The organism is Mycobacterium shottsii (assembly GCF_010728525.1).
In the GTDB taxonomy this organism is placed as follows: domain Bacteria; phylum Actinomycetota; class Actinomycetes; order Mycobacteriales; family Mycobacteriaceae; genus Mycobacterium; species Mycobacterium marinum.
Genome location: NZ_AP022572.1, coordinates 1,535,480 through 1,550,432, shown reverse-complemented (window position 1 = coordinate 1,550,432; position 14,953 = coordinate 1,535,480). Strand labels below are relative to the sequence as shown.

12 protein-coding genes and 5 pseudogenes are annotated in these 14,953 nt (G+C 65.1%); 9 read left to right on the top strand and 8 right to left on the bottom strand.

Going from position 1 to position 14,953, the window contains the following annotated elements; all coding sequences use genetic code 11:
• Positions 1 to 117 precede the first annotated feature (117 nt).
• Positions 118 to 336 (bottom strand): Lrp/AsnC ligand binding domain-containing protein, encoded by a 219-nt coding sequence (locus G6N41_RS28180; protein WP_231608871.1) that lies wholly within the window; start codon positions 334 to 336, stop codon positions 118 to 120.
• 78 nt (positions 337 to 414) lie between these two features.
• Positions 415 to 534 (bottom strand): annotated as a pseudogene (locus G6N41_RS29470) (AsnC family protein); the annotation flags it as partial.
• Positions 535 to 993: 459 nt separating this feature from the next.
• Between G6N41_RS29470 and G6N41_RS28170 the strand changes: the two are divergent.
• Positions 994 to 1,236 (top strand): hypothetical protein, encoded by a 243-nt coding sequence (locus G6N41_RS28170; protein WP_231608870.1) that lies wholly within the window; start codon positions 994 to 996, stop codon positions 1,234 to 1,236.
• A 78-nt stretch (positions 1,237 to 1,314) separates the two neighbouring features.
• Here G6N41_RS28170 and G6N41_RS07315 read toward each other — a convergent pair whose 3' ends face one another.
• The gene (locus G6N41_RS07315) at positions 1,315 to 1,734 is read right to left on the bottom strand and encodes a VOC family protein (RefSeq protein ID WP_198966993.1); all 420 of its coding nucleotides are present in this window, start codon (positions 1,732 to 1,734) and stop codon (positions 1,315 to 1,317) included.
• 1,461 nt (positions 1,735 to 3,195) lie between these two features.
• Between G6N41_RS07315 and G6N41_RS07310 the strand changes: the two genes are divergently transcribed.
• The 6 genes and pseudogenes from G6N41_RS07310 (at position 3,196) to G6N41_RS07290 (ending at position 9,894) form a co-directional block, all read left to right on the top strand.
• Positions 3,196 to 4,383, top strand: coding sequence for an EspA/EspE family type VII secretion system effector (locus tag G6N41_RS07310; RefSeq protein WP_198966992.1), 1,188 nt, complete (start codon positions 3,196 to 3,198; stop codon positions 4,381 to 4,383).
• A 60-nt stretch (positions 4,384 to 4,443) separates the two neighbouring features.
• Positions 4,444 to 4,755, top strand: a complete 312-nt coding sequence (locus tag G6N41_RS07305; RefSeq protein ID WP_198966991.1) for an ESX-1 secretion-associated protein — start codon at positions 4,444 to 4,446, stop codon at positions 4,753 to 4,755.
• A gap of 121 nt (positions 4,756 to 4,876) precedes the next feature.
• Positions 4,877 to 5,440 (top strand): secretion protein EspD, encoded by a 564-nt coding sequence (locus G6N41_RS07300; protein ID WP_172607302.1) that lies wholly within the window; start codon positions 4,877 to 4,879, stop codon positions 5,438 to 5,440.
• A gap of 181 nt (positions 5,441 to 5,621) precedes the next feature.
• A pseudogene (locus tag G6N41_RS30265) lies at positions 5,622 to 6,510 on the top strand (serine/threonine-protein kinase); the annotation flags it as partial.
• Positions 6,511 to 7,134: 624 nt separating this feature from the next.
• Positions 7,135 to 7,476, top strand: coding sequence for a hypothetical protein (locus tag G6N41_RS30260; RefSeq protein ID WP_231609070.1), 342 nt, complete (start codon positions 7,135 to 7,137; stop codon positions 7,474 to 7,476).
• Positions 7,477 to 7,521: 45 nt separating this feature from the next.
• Positions 7,522 to 9,894 (top strand): annotated as a pseudogene (locus G6N41_RS07290) (FHA domain-containing protein).
• On the opposite strand, the gene G6N41_RS07285 reads toward G6N41_RS07290, so the two are convergent.
• Positions 9,832 to 10,050 carry a hypothetical protein gene (locus G6N41_RS07285; RefSeq protein ID WP_198968095.1) on the bottom strand — a complete coding sequence of 73 codons (219 nt, stop codon included), beginning with the start codon at positions 10,048 to 10,050 and terminating at the stop codon, positions 9,832 to 9,834. The pseudogene G6N41_RS07290 and the gene G6N41_RS07285 overlap by 63 nt on opposite strands.
• A gap of 278 nt (positions 10,051 to 10,328) precedes the next feature.
• Here G6N41_RS07285 and G6N41_RS07280 point away from each other — a divergent pair.
• Positions 10,329 to 12,257, top strand: a pseudogene (locus G6N41_RS07280) (sensor domain-containing protein).
• 11 nt (positions 12,258 to 12,268) lie between these two features.
• Here the strand turns inward: G6N41_RS07280 and G6N41_RS07275 are convergent.
• From G6N41_RS07275 to G6N41_RS07260, 4 genes are all read right to left on the bottom strand, one after another.
• Complete coding sequence (locus G6N41_RS07275; protein WP_198966990.1) at positions 12,269 to 12,856, bottom strand: hypothetical protein; 588 nt, start codon at positions 12,854 to 12,856, stop codon at positions 12,269 to 12,271.
• Between the two features lie 155 nt (positions 12,857 to 13,011).
• A complete protein-coding gene (locus G6N41_RS28160) occupies positions 13,012 to 13,587 on the bottom strand; it encodes a hypothetical protein (RefSeq protein ID WP_231608534.1) in 576 nt (191 codons plus the stop codon).
• Positions 13,588 to 13,592: 5 nt separating this feature from the next.
• Positions 13,593 to 13,754, bottom strand: coding sequence for a hypothetical protein (locus G6N41_RS07265; RefSeq protein WP_198913342.1), 162 nt, complete (start codon positions 13,752 to 13,754; stop codon positions 13,593 to 13,595).
• Positions 13,730 to 13,969 carry a hypothetical protein gene (locus G6N41_RS07260; protein WP_198913343.1) on the bottom strand — a complete coding sequence of 80 codons (240 nt, stop codon included), beginning with the start codon at positions 13,967 to 13,969 and terminating at the stop codon, positions 13,730 to 13,732. Before G6N41_RS07260 ends, G6N41_RS07265 begins: the two co-directional genes overlap by 25 nt.
• Before the next feature lie 67 nt (positions 13,970 to 14,036).
• On the opposite strand from G6N41_RS07260, the pseudogene G6N41_RS07255 reads away from it, so the two are divergent.
• Positions 14,037 to 14,908: pseudogene (locus G6N41_RS07255) on the top strand (IS5 family transposase).
• Positions 14,909 to 14,953: the final 45 nt, after the last annotated feature.

The window sequence follows — 14,953 nt, the reverse complement described above, 5'->3', positions numbered from 1 at the left end:
TTGTGACCAAAGTAACTGCCCGACAGCGCATCTGCCCGGACCGGACCGCTCTTCGAGCCATACCCTAGCTGCCGGATGGAAACGGTGACACAGTCCGCTCCCGCAATGGGTTTGGGTTCAGTGCTGGGATCGCAGTGCGATGCGTGTTTGGGTTTGGGCCACCCCTGCGGCGGCTTTCAGCCTGCGCAGGAGGCGATCTAGGTCGGCGGTGTCGCGAACCCGGATGTGCAGGAGGTAGTCATAAGGCCCGGTTACGTGGACAGCGTCGCTGATGGTGGGGTCCTTGGCCGCCCATGCCAGAAACTGGTCGCCGTCCTGTTCTGATCGAAGACGCACGTCGACGAATGCCTCGATTCCTCCGCTCGGAGCGTTTTCTGCGGCGAGCACTGCCCGGTAGCCGAGGATGACGCCGGTGGTCTCTAGCCGTCGGACTCTTGCCCCGACGGCGTTCGTGCTCAGTCCGATGACGCGCCCCATGGCACTGAAAGATGCTCTGCCATCCCGGCCCAGGATCTCGACAATTTCACTGTCAATGTCGTCTATACTGAGAATTTACTGGCTGAGCTGAGACATTTGTCATCGCAAGGTTGGACTCGGCGCGATAGTGGGTAGCCATGTCAGCTGTTGCGGGGATTGCCTCGGCGTTCGGAGTCGGACTGGCCGCCGGGCTTGGCGTCGCGGTGCCGTTAGGCGCGATTGGCGTGCTGCTGCTACGAGAGGGAGTCGAGCGAGGAGTTCGTCGCGCCGCGGTGGCGGCGGCCGCGGTGTCGTGTGTCGATGTGACGTATTGCGCCGCAGCGATGCTGGTCGGACGTCTTGCGGCGCCGGCGGTCGAAGGCTTGGGCTCCTGGCCCGAAGTCATCGGCGCACTCCTGCTGGTTGTGGTGGCCGCGGCGGGGGTTGCGGCGTTGCGAGCCGGCGGCTCAGCACTGGCAATCACCGCGCTCTGGCAATCGATTCGCGTTCTTTTTTGGCCTGACCGCGATCAACCCCGTGACGTTGGTCTATTTCACCGCGATAGCCGCCACGCTGGAACAGTCGCTGGGGGGCGGCGCGGCGATCGCCGTTGTCGCCGGCGTCGGGCTGGCGTCACTGCTGTGGCAGTTGTTGCTGGTCTGGATCGGTGCGGTCGTTGGCGCTGGTAGCACCGCGCGCACCCGGCGCCTGACCATCCTGGTGGGTAACGTCGTCGTCGGCGCCCTCGGGGTAGTCATGCTGGCCTCCGCGGCCCGGTGATGCCTCACCGGCCGGCGCCACACGGACAAACCGACCGACGATGTCCACTGATGTCCACGGATGTCCACGGACGAATCGTCAAACGCCAGTGAGCCGTTGGTCCGGCCCGCCATCAGCGTCCAGGTAGTTCGACAGTTCGACGAGGTTATTGTCGGGATCGCGCACATACACACTGATGATCGGCCCACAGACGCCGGTTCGCTGCACCGGCCCGTCCACGATCGGCACTCCCGCCGCGTGCAGTTGCGCCGCGACCGCGTCCATCGGATCCTCCACGATCAGACAGAGATCGGCGCTTCCGCGGGTGGGACGCTGGGCTTTCGGCTCGAACTCGGCGCCCCGCTGGTGCAGGTTGATCTTCGACCAGCCAAATCGCAGCGCTCTACGCCCGCCGCCAAACGTTTCCTGCTCCATGCTGAGCACCCGCGTGTAAAACCTGATGGTGGCGTCGATGTCGGCAACCGTGAGCACTAGGTGGTCGAGGCGGTGAATCTTCATGGCTTCCCTATCCGTCTGTGCCCACTGTTACTCGGCAGGCCCCGAGGGGGGACGGGACACGGCGCACGGAGCACGGCTGGCGGCGCGGTGCGGGTGCGATGTGACGGCCCAACCCGAGGGCGCGCCTAGCACCCGGTGCAACGCCGACGATGTCGCCCGCAATCGGCCCTGTCGACCACATTGGGTAATGCAACCCACAGTATGGCAACGGACTCCTCCGGCCACCCGCCCGTCTGGCCGGCATGTCCGGCACGCCCCCGGCATCGTTTGGGCACCGGGTAGCCCGCAGAGGCCGCGAACTCACCCGCCAGCGAGCCACGGCCGGCACGGAGCAAAGCTGCACCCCAACCCTTTTCGGCACGACGACGCGGCGCAGCGGCGACAGCCCGGATGGGTTTGCTGCATTCATATCATTCACACATACATCGCTAGCAGCTCTCAGGATCTGTGTCCCATGGCAACATTTGCCTGCGAGTCACGCCGCACCGCCTAATGTGATCTTGATCGCTGATCTTCTGGCCAGCAGCGACGGTAACTGCACCTGGGTGAAACCCAGGCCTCGCGCGAGGCCCGCAAGGCCGAGACTCCATTGCAGCCCAGCACGTCGCAAACCCGTCCCACCATGCAGAACTGCCACAATGGCTTGGTGGCAAACCGCCACGGATATCGGGCACCTCGGCACGTAAACTCCAAAGCCTTTCGAGTTTCCGGTTGCTCGCGGAACCCGCTAAACGCGAACCACAGCTGCATCAATTCGCAATGGTATTCGCCGCGAGAATTCGCGACAATTATACACCAGAGATCGATAATCGTTAATAGTTCGATGCCATTAATAGTGTGCCTCGAAACTCTGTCGACCCAAATACCGAGACGGACGTCAGCCGCGGACACTTTCCCCATCCACAAGGTATTGCGGACCATTCCGGCATCGGCCGAGTCGCCCAGCGCACGCGACGCCCGGGTAACTGGGACGGTCGTACAGCGCAACTCCGCCACCGGCCGCTAGCGTGACGCCGAGGCGGCTCGGCCGAGGACGCTTCCCCAGGCCGCTGCGCCGGCCCCACGAACGCGCGCTGCCCGTGAAGCCGCCGCGAGAAGCGGCCCCACCAGCGCCTAAATCAACTCTATAGCAACATATCTCGCGCGCGCGACCGCAATAACTGATGTATCGCCTCGAAGCGGATACCGATTCCGATACGCCCGCCAATGCCCCGCGGATCGGTTGCCAGCGCCCGGGTCCAGCAAATCCGACACGACACTCAGCGAAGTCACAGCAAGGCACCTGGCAACCGAAGCCCATCGAGTTGATCACCAAGCCGAGGACGATGCCAGCTTCAGGATCGTCAACAAAAAAATCGTTGACATCTGCCGGAATCAGGATTATTAAGAAAGGCCAAGCCTGTAATTCAATCCGCGCATGCGGTGTGCGCGGAATCGACAACCGTTGGGCAGGTAGTAGCCATGAGCAGAGCCTTCATCATCGATCCCACGATTAGCGCGATCAACGGTTTGCACGCCCTCCTTGGGATTGGATTGCCCGAAGACGGCGGCATCATCGACTCCGCACTGTCGTTCTTTGGCAAGGCCCTAGATGACCTAGGGTCGGCGTTTCCCGGCGATGGTTGGCTGGGTTCGGCCGCCGATCACTACTCCGGCAAGAACCGCAAGCACGTCAATTTCTTCAAAGAGCTGGCGGAGCTGGATCGTGAGCTTCAGAAGCTGATCGCCGATCAGGCCAGCGCGGTCAAGACAACGCGCGAGATCCTCGAGGACGCGAAGAAGGGCCTCGAGTTCGTCCGTCCGGTCGCCGTGGACCTAACCTACATCCCGATTGTCGGGTGGGCCATGTCGGCCGCGTTCCAGGCACCGGTGTGCGCGACGGCGATGGCCGTCGTCGGCGGAGCGCTTGCCTATCTGGTCGTGAAAACCCTGATCAACTCGATGAAGTTGGTCAGCCTGCTGGCCCAACTCGCCAAGTTGTTAGCGGAGGCCGTGGCGGACGTCGTTTCGGACGTGGTCGACATCATCAAAGGCATCCTCGAAGAGGTGTGGGAATTCTTGACCCACCCGTTCGAATTCCTCAAGGACCTGCTGAACAAGCTCGTCTCCTGGGCTTCCTCACTGCTGTCGCAATGGGGATCAAAACTGCAGTCCTTCTTTGGCGGCATCCCCGGCTTGAGCGGTATGGGCGGCGGCTTGTCCCAATTGACCAGCTTCTTCAGCTCAGCCGGGGCAGCCGGTTCGGCCGGGGCAGCCGGTTCGGCCGGGTCGGTCGGCGCGGCGGATTCAGCCAGCCTGGTCAGCTCGGCCGGCTTGCCCGGAGGGCTCGGCCTTGGCGGCGGGTCCGGCTTCGGCTCCATGCCCAACGTGGCCCAGCTGCGTTCGGCCGCGACACGCCAGGATCCGCGTCTGACCAGCGAGGGCCCAACCCGAGTCTCCAGCGAACCGGTCGGCGAACATGCGCAAGCGGCTTCCGCGCAGGGGGGCCAGGGCATGGGCGGGATGCATCCCGCGTCGGCCGGATCGAAAGGCGCGACCAGCAAGAAGTACTCGGAAGGCGCCGCGGCGGGCACCGAAGATGCCGAACGCGCGCCAGTTGAAGTTGGGGTGGGTGCCGCTGCGCGGATCGCGGAGCGACGCGCCGGCTAGCCCCATCTGACCAGCCGCATCGACCGCGCAAAGCAACGCTAGACGGAAGGGATACCACCAATGACGGAGAACCTGAAAGTGCAGCCCGAGCTCCTCGGTGTGCTGGCGTCGCACCACGACAATGCGGCGGCCAGCGCCACCTCCGGGACCGAAGTCACCTCTGGGCTAAGCGAATCGGTGACGGTCACTCACGGTTCGTACTGCTCGCAGTTCAACACCACGTTGAAGATGTATGAAAGTACCCGTTCCGCCCTTGGCTCCTCGCTCAATAACGCCGGTATCGACCTCGCCAAGAATTTGCGCACGGCGGCACGCGTATACACCGAGACCGACGAAACGTGGAGCAAGGCGCTCGGATCGTTATTCAGCTGAACAGCTTCGGTGCGTGCGTCGCGCTGCGGCGTACGCACCGGGCAGCTTTTCGATTTGGCCGACGCGTGCGCGCGAAGCCAACTTCGCCATGCTCGACACCAAGGTCAGAAGGGACGCGGTGGTGAACTTGCCCGGAAACGACTTCGACAGCGATGATTTCGATGCCGTAGATCTCTGGGACCCAGATGGAAAGCAGCGGTGGACAGCCGACCCGATTGTCGGCTTCGCCGGGGCAGGGGCCCAGGACAGCGAAGCCAGCGCGGATGACTCCCCCGCACCACAGGAGCAACCGGAAGAAGACGAGATCGCGGTATTCACCGTAACGAATCCTCAAGGAAGCGTAGCGGTTTCGGCGTTGATGGACGGCAGGACCGAAGATATAGAGCTGTCGAAGAAGGTGGCACGGATGAGCGAGTCGCAGCTCGCCTCCGAGATCCTGGTGCTGGCAGACTTGGCTCGCCAGAAGGCGCAGGCGGCGCAATATGCCTTCATCCTCAACAAGCTCACGCACGCCGCGGACGGAGATCAACAACGCGTCCAACAGTTGCAGGACTTCGTTGGCAACACGTGGAGCTTGCCATCGCCGGAGGAAGCGGCCGCCGCGGAGGCTGAGGTGTTCGCGACCCGCTACGGCGACGACCGCTCCGCCCACGACAGCGCCAGCGAGCAATGTGGTTTCGCCTGACCAACGAGGTTGACCGCCGCAACGGGTGCGGGCCCGCTCGCTGACCCGAGCACGGCGAACTCGAGCCCGCATGGTTGCCCCGACCGAGTAGCCACCGCGACCCGACACAATCCTGACACCCGTTTCCTGGGTCCAACGTTGATAGTGTCGGCTGGATCGCGGTTGGTTTGGAGGGTCAACGATGAGCGAGGCGCCCAGTGCGCGCGCAGGGTCGATGTTCGGCCCCTACCGCCTCATCCGCCCTCTGGGCCGTGGCGGGATGGGTCAGGTCTACGAGGCCGAGCACACCGTTAAAGGGTGGGCCGTCGCGGTCAAGTTGATGTCGGAAACCTTCAGCAGCGATCCGGTGTTTCGGGAACGCATGAAGCGCGAAGCCCGCATCACCGGCCGGTTGCAGGAACCCCACGTGGTGCCGATCCACGACTACGGCGAAATCGACGGGCAGATGTACCTGGAGATGCGCCTGATCGAGGGTACCAAGCTGGACAATTTACTCAAGCGCTTCGGCCCCCTGACCCCGCCACGCGCGGTAGCGATCATCACCCAGATCGCCTCGGCACTGGACGCCGCGCATGCCGACGAGGTGATGCACCGCGATGTCAAACCGCCCAACATCCTGATCACCCGCGACGATTTCGCCTACCTGGTCGACTTCGGCATCGCCAACGCGGCCACCGACGAGAAACTCACCCAGATGGGCACCGCGGTCGGCACCTGGAAATACATGGCCCCCGCACGGTTTACCAATGACAGGGTCACCCACCACGCCGACATCTACGCGCTGGCATGCGTGTTGCACGAATCCCTGACCGGGTCTGCGCCCTACCAGTCCAACAACGCCGGGTTGTTGATCAGCGCCCACATGATGGAGCCCATCCCCAAGCCCAGCGCGGTCCACCCGGAAATCCCCAAGGCCTTCGATGCGGTGATCGCGCGGGGCATGGCCAAGAAACCCGCAGACCGCTACGCCAGCGCCGGGGACCTGGCCCGCGCCGCCCACCAGGCGCTCAGCACCCCCCAATCAGAACCAGGCAGAGACCATATTGCGGCGCAGCCAGCAATCCACCCTGCCGGGCCAGGTCGTCGAGCAACCTACCCTCGAACACCGGCGGGAGCCCCGTTCCGGGCCGGCCAACCCCCAGCACAGCTCTGGCCCAATGCCCGCCTACAGCTCCGAACCGATCCCCAGGTCGGGGCCCTCAGGGCCGACCCACCCGCCGTCGGGTCCCATCGGCCAGCCGGCCTGGTCCCCCGGCGCGCATCCCGCTGCCCCGGCACACTCCCCCGTTGCGCCCCCGCCCTGGGATGGCGGCATGTCCCCCGGCGCGGCGCCACGCGCGCTGGCGCCACAACAGCTTGGCGGTACGCCGGCATGGAATCCGGGTGTCCCACAGCGGCCGCCGCGTGCTCGCAATCCCTGGGCGATTGTCTCCGGCGTCGCCGTAGCAATCCTGGTCATCATCCTCGTCGCGATCGTCATCTGGGCGGCCACCCACGATGACAACCCGCAACCAACCGGACAACGAACCACCTCCACCACGGCGCGAACCACAACCGGCAGCACGGCCACAACCACACCCGCACCGTCGACCACATCGCGGCGCCCCGACGCCCAAACCCGCTTGATGGGCCTGCTGCCGTCGGGCTACCCCGCTGGTGCGTGCACGCCGGAGACGCGGCCGATGCCGGGCGCAGTGGCATCGGTGAAGTGCAAGAAGAACACCGATGCCGACGGGCCTACTATGGCCGCCTACGGGCTGTACGCCAACCTTTCGGCGCTCAAGAACGCATTCACCGCGTTCATCGGAACCTTTTCGATCCTCACCTGCCCCGATGGAAAGGCGTCACCAGGAACATGGTGGCACACGCAGGACCCCAACACCGTCCTCGGCCAGGTCGCCTGCGGCATCTACAAGGGTGCCGAACCGCAGGTGATGTGGAGCAACGAGCGAACGCTGGTATTCGCACTCGTCGCCGCAAAGCCGCCCGGACCCAACCTCGACCAGCTCTACGACTGGTGGTCCTCACACTCATGAACAACCACGACAATCGGAGCTGGGTAGACGCACCGGAGGCGATGCATGCACGACAGGATCGGTGACGCGACGACGAATCCGCCCCGCCTGGAGCTCCGGGCCGCCGGACGCACCTGGCATGCCACACCGAACCAGGCATGGACCATCGGTCGGGCCGCCGAAGCCGATATCCGCCTGGACAATCCACGGGTCTCGCGACTGCACGCGGTCCTCGAGCCGACGCCGGCGGGATGGGTGCTGGTCAACCGCAGCCGCAACGGATCGTTCGTCGGCGGCACGCCGGTGCAGCGCGTGCCGATCCACCAGCCCGTCACGGTGCTGCTGGGGTCCGCGTCTTCCGGACAGGCGATCGAGCTCCACCCCGCGATCCAGGCACCCGATGCGCAGCCGGGGCGCAACGTCGCCGCTGCGCCAGACCCGCTGGACGGAACGACAGTCGCCCGGGCGCCGACCACGGTGCACGCCATCGACCAGCTCGTCGTCACGATCGGCCGCGGAGCAGACAACAACGTGGTGTTGAGCGACCTGCTGGTGTCTCGGCGCCATGCCGTGTTGCGGCGCTCCGGTGACCAATGGGAGCTGGTCGACAACCACAGCGCCAACGGGACCTACGTCAACGGCAACCGCATTACCCGCGCGCTGATCGGCCCCAACGACATTGTCGGCATCGGGCACCAGCTGATGCACCTCTCCGGTGACCGGTTGGTGGAGTACGTCGACACCGGCGACGTCTCCTATGAAGCGTCCAACCTGCGGGTAGTAACCAAGAAGGGTCGGGTGTTGCTGTCCGACGTGAGCTTCGTGCTGCCACAGCGCAGCCTGTTGGCCGTGGTGGGGCCAAGTGGCGCGGGCAAATCCACGCTGCTGGGCGCCCTAACCGGATTCCACCCGGCGACCAGCGGCACAGTGCGATACGACGAACGCGACCTCTACAACAACTACGCGGAGCTGCGACACCGCATCGGATTCGTTCCCCAAGACGACATCCTGCACACCCCACTGACGGTGCGGCGGGCGCTGAATTATGCGGCGCAACTTAGGTTTCCCCAAGACGTCTCCGCTGAGGAGCGCCGACAGCGCATCGAAGAAGTCCTGGCCGAGCTCGGGCTCACGACCCAGGCCGACCAGCGCATCGACAGCCTGTCGGGGGGCCAGCGCAAGCGCACCAGCGTCGCACTGGAATTGCTGACCAAACCGTCGCTGCTGTTTCTGGACGAGCCCACCTCAGGGCTGGATCCCGGCTATGAGAAGTCGGTCATGCAGACGCTGCGCTCCCTAGCCGATGATGGTCGCTCCGTGGTGGTGGTCACCCACAACATCGCCCATCTCAACATGTGCGACCGGTTGCTGATCCTGGCTCCTGGCGGACGTCTGGCCTATTTCGGTCCGCCGCAGCAAGCGTTGAGTTACTTCAACTGCACAGACTTCGCCGACCTTTTCACCCTTCTCGAGCAGGACAAAGCCACCGACTGGACGGCCCGGTTCAATGCCTCACCCCTGCCCGCGGCGCTGACCCCGCACCCGGCCCAACGCCCGGCGCACCCCGCCGCCGCGCGCACCACCAGGCCGGTCGCACAGCAAAGCGCGTTCGCGCAATTCGCGATCCTGTGCCGGCGATACGTGGCAGTCATCGCTGCCGACCGTCAGTATGCGGTGTTCCTGCTGGTCCTGCCGTTGCTGCTGAGCCTGTTCGCCCATGCCGTGCCCGGCAAGGCCGGGCTCTCGCTGGCCAAGGCGATCGAGCTGCGGTCGACCCAGCCCGCGCAGTTGCTGGTGTTGCTGATCATCGGCGGCGCGCTCATGGGCTGCGCCGCGTCGATCCGCGAAATCGTCAAGGAGCAGGCAATATATCGCCGCGAACATGGCATCGGCATGTCCGGCGGCGCCTACCTGGCCTCCAAGCTGGTTGTCCTCACCGCGCTGACCACCGCGCAGGGCCTGATCCTCGGGTTCCTGGGCCCGGCGTTTCTACCCGCGCCCGACCAGTCCATCGTCATGCCCTGGCCGACGGTCGAAGTGGCCGTGGCGGTCGTCGCGGTCACCGTCGTGTCGATGATGATCGGCCTGCTGATTTCGGCGATGATCGGCAACGCCGATCGGGGCATGCCGCTGCTGGTGCTCGTGGTGAGGGCCCAGCTGGTGCTGTGCGGCGGAATGTTCGGCGTCAAGGGCCGGCTCCCGCTGGAGCAGTTGGCCTGGCTGTCGCCGTCGCGCTGGGCCTACGCGATGGCCGCTTCCACCGTCGACCTCAACGACCTGCGCCGCGCTGCGGGCGGCGACCAGGATCCGTTGTGGGATTAAAAGGTCAGCAGCTGGCTGATCGCGGCCGGCGCGTGTGTGGTGCAGGCGGCGGTACTAGTGACCCTGATCGCCTGGCGACTCAGGAAGCTCGATCCGCAACGAAAAGCCCGCAGGTGAAACCGGGCTGTCACAGACGTGCTTCACGACGAATGGGACTGCGCACACGGCCAGCGACCCGCACAACAGTTGCAGCGACAACAGCCGATACCCGACGTTGTAGACAACGTATGACCAACCGCGCCCGCCAAGGCCACCCCACCGCAGCGACAGCATCGTCTTTCCTTCCAATAGCGGGTCCGCCAACAGGGTCGGCGGGGTTCGGCGTTCGGGAAAGCATGTGCCGCAGCGCTTGCCGCATTCTTGACGGATCCTTGCCAGCCCATCGGTCAGCCGAGGCCAGGGATTTCGGGCGCGGCGCTGCCCGTCTTGCGCGGGTCGAACGGTCGCTGCTCGCCGCCGGCGGCTTCCCCCTTGGTGATTTGCGAGTGACGCCGCCGTTCCCAGGAAATTGGTAGGGTCGCGACATTGCGAGTTGATTGGGAGGATCAACGATGAGCGACGCGCAGGGCTCGCGAGTGGGGTCCACGTTCGGGCCCTACCGCCTGACGCGGCTGCTGGGCCGTGGCGGGATGGGCGAAGTCTACGAGGCCGAGCACACCGTCAAAGAGTGGACCGTCGCGGTCAAGTTGATGTCGGAAACCTTCAGCAAGGACCCGGTGTTTCGGGAACGCATGAAGCGCGAAGCCCGCATCACCGGCCGGTTGCAGGAACCCCACGTGGTGCCGATCCACGACTACGGCGAAATCGACGGGCAGATGTACCTGGAGATGCGCCTGATCGAGGGCACCGACCTGGACAATTTACTCAAGCGCTTTGGCCCCCTGACCCCGCCACGCGCGGTAGCGATCATCACCCAGGTTGCCTCCGCGCTGGACGCGGCCCACGCCGCGGGCGTGATGCATCGCGATGTGAAACCGCAAAACATCCTGGTTACCCGCGAGGATTTTGCCTACCTGGTCGACTTCGGCATCGCCAGCGCCACCACCGACGAGAAGCTGACCCAACTGGGCACCGCGGTGGGAACCTGGAAATACATGGCGCCTGAACGGTTTTCCAACGACGAAGTCACCTACCGCGCCGACAGCGCCAGCATGCTGGTCACCGCGCACATGATGGATCCCATCCCGCAGCCCAGCACCGTTCGCGCCGGCATCCCCAAGGCCTTCGACACGGTGATCGCGCGCGGCATGGCCAAACAGCCCGGGGACCGTTACGCCAGCGCGGGAGATCTGGCGCTGGCCGCCCACGAAGCGCTGAGTAACCCCGATCAGGATCACGCCGCCGACATCCTGCGCCGCAGCCAGGAAGCAACCCTGCCCGGCCCTCCCGACCCCGCCGCTCCCCCGACCATGCCGGCCACCGCGGCCGCTCCTCCCGCCCGGCCCGGCCCGGCGGCCACCCCGCCGCGGCCGGCGCCCACGCCGCAACAACCGCCCTACTACCCGGCCGCCGCAGCTCCGGCTGCCGGCTCGCCCCCTTCAGGCCCCTCGGCGGTCGCCGGGCCGCCCCGCGGCGTGGGGCCGTCCGGACCCGCGGGACCGTCCGGGCCGATACCCCGGCCCCGGCGGCCGGCCAGCCCGGCTGGCAGCAGGCGAGCGGCCCCATCCCCGCGAGTCAGCCCACCCCCAGCCCGCCGTACTACCAGGGAGCCGGTTGGGGCGGAGCACCGCCGCCCGGCCAACCCGCCGGCCCATCGACCTGGAATCAGGGCCCGCAGGGTCCGGGACCGCGCGGCCGCAACCCATGGCCGATCGTGGCCGCCGTGGCCATCGTGCTGGTTCTCATCGTCGGTGGAATTGGTGTCTGGATGATCACCCAACCGCCCAAGCCCTCGCCGCCGCCCAAACCGATAGCCGAGGACCGGCTGAGTTCTCTGCTGCTGAGCCCCGCCGAAGTCAACTCCGTGATGGGGGCATCCAATATACAACCAGGTAAACCCATCACCTCGATGGATGCGTCACCGGTGACGCTGTCGCTGCCGGAATGCCAAGGGCGCCCTGTATACCAGCCAAGACCCGGTCTACTCGGGCACCGGATACACGGCTATCAGTGGCCTGGTGGCCTCGGAACCCGGCGACAACAACGACCACTGGGTCAACCAGGCCGTGGTGTCGTTTCCCTCGGCCGCCAAAGCCAGCTCGTTTGTGGAGACCACAGCGGGCAAGTGGAAGAACTGCGCCGGTAAGACGGTGACGGTGACGAACAAGTCCAAAACCTACCGATGGACGTTCGCCCAGGTTGTTGGTAGCCCGCCGCGGATCACCATGCTCGAAACCCAGGAAGGCGCCGAAGGCTGGGAGTGCCAGCGCGCGATGAGCGTGGCCAACAACGTGATCGTCGACATCAACTCGTGCGGCTACCACATCACCGACCAGGGCGGTGCACTCGTCGACAAGATCCACAAGGAAACCAAGTACTGAGCTTGGGGCGGTCAGCCCTGCAGATCAGGCCCCTGCGCGCGCAGATCATCGACCGCTGACATCGCGGTCCGCAGCTTGTCCAGCCACTCCTCGGTGTGCTCACCGACCAGCTTGACCGACCACGCGAGAGCATCGGCGCGGGACCGGGCGACGCCGGCGTCGACAAGTGTGTCCAACACCTGGCGTTCCGGCTGCTTCAGGCGCGTCATCACCGGAACCGCGATGTGGGTGAACAGGATTCGCTCCGTGCCGGCGTCGGAGACAACATCGACGCCCCAGGACACCTTGCGCGCGTAGCGCTCCTGTGCCTCGTCGGCGATATTCATCCGTTCGGCCCGGGTCTCTTCGCGGAATCGCGAGGCTCGCCCTTCTGAATGTGCCTTGCCCTGCTCCGATCCGGAATCCTCGGGTGCCCCCAACGTGCCGATCACGGTGATCTCCTCCCGGTCGACAACGACGGCGGGGGCGCCCTCGAACCAGTCCTCCGGAAGCCGTCCAGCAAACCAATCGGCGGCATCGCTGGCGTCAGGTTGCTGGGATTGCTGCCAGCCGCCGGAGCGCCCGTGCCGGCGCCCGTGCATGTGATGATGTGCTTTCATGATTACATGATTACATAGTTACTACCAAAAGCAATCGTTGTTCGCCGGCGGCGAACCGCCCAACGGCCCACGACCACCTCGCAAATGTTGCAGCCAACAGCACAAAAACCCCGTGATGCATCAAGTCAAGATGCCTGCGAAACCTGGTTCATGCATCAGGTAAGGAATGCCCGCGAAATCGGGGTCAGGTGGTGGTCTTGCTTTTGATGCGGATGCCGGCTTTGAGGGCGGGTAGAGCGGCGGGTATGGCGGCGAGGTAGAGCTGTTCGGTCTTGTCTTTGGCGAGTCTGAGCAGGGCGGCTTGCAGGTCGGCGATCTGGTGGGCGATCGCGGCGGGGTTGAGGCTGTTGCGGTAGGTGAGCAGCTCTGTTTGTTGGGCCGCTGAGAGGACTCCGGCGGCCAGCAGCCGGTCCAGGGGTCTGGGGCTTGTCGTAGAGCCGGCGGCGGTGACCGTCGCGGCTGCAGCCGTAGCTGATGGGTTTGATGGTGGGGGTCAGGTAGTTGAGCCGGTCGTTGACCAGGTGCCACAGCCGGTTGAGCACGGCGCGTTCTTCGTCGGTGTCGTAGCGGTAGTAGAACCCGTAGCGACGCACGAGGTGGTTGTTTTTGGACTCGATGGTGGCCTGGTCGTTCTTCTTGTAGGGTCGTGAGCGGGTGAAGAAGATCTCCATGTCCGCGGCCCACTTGATGACCGCCTTATTGAGGAATTCGGTGCCGTTGTCGAAGTCCAAACCCGTTACCTTATAGGGATTTTAGTAATTCCGGTTTTGAGGGCGCCCAGGATGTGGGGGTGGGCGTTGTTGCGCACCGTGCGGGTGAACACCCAGCCGATGTGCATGTCGGTGAGGTTGACCGTGCGGGCGAACTCACCTTTCAGTGTCGGGCCGCAGTGCGCCACGGTGTCGCCTTCGAAGAACCCCGGAGATTCTTCGGCCTCATCGCCTGCTTTGCAGATGGTGATCGAGGACCGCAGCAGCGGGAGGGTTTCGTCGTCGACACACCCGAGATCTGGTCGCGGGCCTTGGCGCCGCGCAGGTAGCGGTCGATCGTGGCGCTGCTCATCGCCAACAGCTCGGCACGCACCGCCGGGCCGTAACGGTCACGGCCGTCCACCAGTTCGCCGTGGCGTTCTAGAGCGTGTCTGCTTAATGTGAATGGTGTTTTGGCTGATGCTGTTTGGGTGATGCGGACGCATGCGATTTCTGATGATTTGTGGTCGCTGATCGTGGCGGTGTTGCCTGCGGGGCGGCGGCGTGGCCGGCCGTGGAACGATCATCGACATACTCTGGAGGGCATTATCTGGCGTTACCGTACGGGATCTCCGTGGCGTGACCTGCCCGAGCACTTCGGTCCCTGGCAATCGGTGGCCGAGAGGCATCTACGCTGGTCGGTCGATGGCATCTACGCGCGGATCTTCGCGGCGATCGCCTCTGACCTCGACGCCGAGGACGCCGACCTGGGCGCACTGTTGTCGGTCGATTCGACCAGTGTGCGCGCCCACCAACACGCAGCCGGAGCGCCCCGGGCGCCGCACAGGGGGATCTGTCGAATTACAAGAAATATCTCGATGAGCCCGATGACCACGCCATTGGGCGTTCCCGCGGCGGGCTGACTACCAAGATCCACGCCTTGACCGACCAGCTGTGCAGTCCGGTCACCCTGGCACTGTCGGCCGGTCAAGCCGGTGATAATCCGATGCTTTGGCCACTGCTGGCCGCCCGGCGCAGCAACTCATACGCCCCGTTTCACCTGCTGGCGGACAAGGCGTACTCCCATGACTCGACGCGGGCACAGCTGCGCCGGCTCAAGATCGCCCACACCATCCCCGAGCGCAGCGACCAGATCACCCGCCGCAAAGCCAAAGGCCGCAACAGAGGACGGCCTCCGGGGTTCTCAGGCCGAATCTACAAGCACCGCAACACCGTCGAGCGAAGCTTCAACCGGCTCAAACACTGGCGCGCGGTCGCCACCCGCTACGACAAATACGCCCTGACCTACCTCGGCGGTGCCACCCTGGCCGCCATCATCACCTACCACCGCGTCCGCAATTAGCAGACAGGACCTAGAGCATCCAACTGAAGTGCCATGGAAGCGGCC